The 679-nt window shown below is 42.6% G+C and carries 1 tRNA gene and 1 rRNA gene; both read left to right on the top strand.

The window, feature by feature from the left end:
• Nucleotides 1-171: 171 nt before the first annotated feature.
• Nucleotides 172-243, top strand: a tRNA-Glu gene (locus SORDD27_RS09435).
• Between the two features lie 231 nt (nucleotides 244-474).
• Nucleotides 475-679: ribosomal RNA gene (locus tag SORDD27_RS09430) — 16S ribosomal RNA — on the top strand; the annotation flags it as partial.

Raw genomic sequence — 679 nt, 5'->3', positions numbered from 1 at the left:
CTAGTAAAAGTCTATGACCTCCAGTATATCCAGTCGGTCGATATGTTTCCCCACACTGCACGGACAGAAGCAGTGGTTAAATTAGTGAAGAAAAGAAAAAATTAACTTCACTGAAAAAAGTCCTTGACAAAGGTAAAAAAGTAGGTATAATAGAAAGAGTTGAAAAGCTCAGGTCCGTTGGTCAAGGGGTTAAGACACCGCCTTTTCACGGCGGTAACACGGGTTCGAATCCCGTACGGACTATGGTGTATTGCGGCTAAAAAAACTTGAAAAAAGTTTAAAAAATCTGTTGACAGAGACAGGTAGCTGTGATATACTAATATAGTTGTCGCTTGAGAGAGAATGAGTGACAAAGACCTTTGAAAACTGAACAAGACGAACCAATGTGCAGGGCACTATAACTGAGGTTATAGTACTGAACAATGAAAAAAACAATAAATCTGTCAGTGACAGAAATGAGTGAGAACTCAAACTTTTAATGAGAGTTTGATCCTGGCTCAGGACGAACGCTGGCGGCGTGCCTAATACATGCAAGTAGAACGCTGAAGCTTGGTGCTTGCACCGAGCGGATGAGTTGCGAACGGGTGAGTAACGCGTAGGTAACCTGCCTGGTAGCGGGGGATAACTATTGGAAAACGATAGCTAATACCGCATAAGAGTAGATGCCGCATGACATTTG

This window comes from Streptococcus oralis (assembly GCF_001579025.1).
In the GTDB taxonomy this organism is placed as follows: domain Bacteria; phylum Bacillota; class Bacilli; order Lactobacillales; family Streptococcaceae; genus Streptococcus; species Streptococcus oralis_X.
Note: the sequence above shows the minus strand (reverse complement) of the source record. Positions and strands in the feature narration are given on the sequence as shown.